The organism is Streptococcus sp. GMD4S, assembly GCF_000296955.1.
In genome coordinates, this window is record NZ_AJRE01000554.1 from 1 (window position 1) to 703 (window position 703).

Annotated in this window: 1 protein-coding gene; it reads right to left on the bottom strand. The window is 39.0% G+C overall.

What is annotated here, in order from left to right; translation table 11 throughout:
- Positions 1-217: 217 nt before the first annotated feature.
- Positions 218-703, bottom strand: a 486-nt coding sequence (locus GMD4S_RS12505; RefSeq protein ID WP_000607958.1) for an extracellular solute-binding protein, incomplete at its 5' end; no start/stop codon positions are given.

Here is a 703-nt window from a genome sequence, read left to right on the forward strand (position 1 = left end):
TATAGCTGTTTGTTGAACAATCAAAAAGGTTGGCCAATAACTTTTTTTGAAAAAAGTAGATATTTTCATCTTTGTTACCGCTTTCTATTCGTATAAACTTAGTATACTACTAGGCAAGCAAATAAGCAACTCGAATAGAAAAAGATAAGGCTGTAAAAGTTAACTTCTATTAAAAAAACGAACCAGCTTAACTGATTCGTTTCGTGTCTGCTAACTTCTACTTCCGATACATCTTAAATTGTAGGAAGAGATCGCTATATTTGCCTGTCCATTTATGGTCGAATTTCTCATAAACTTCTAGGTGTTTCATGGTATCAGCGTCTGGATAGAAAGATTTGTCTTCCTTGGTCTCCTCTGGGAGCATTTCCTTAGCTGGTAGGTTTGGTGTTGAATAGCCCACATACTCGGCATTTTTGAGAGCATTTTCGGGTTTCAACATAAAGTTGATAAAGGCATAGGCCGCATCTTGGTTTTTCACGGTTTTTGGAATGACCATGTTATCAAACCAGAGGTTACTTGCTTCTGTCGGAACGACATACTTGAGGTTAGGATTTTTCTCCAACATCTGGCTGGCTTCTCCTGAGAAGGTCACACCAATAGCAGCATTGTTCTGGATCATGTAACCCTTCATCTCGTCCGCCACAATGGCCTTGATATTTGGAGTCAGTTTATAGAGCTTATCCACTGTCTCTTCCAACTGCTT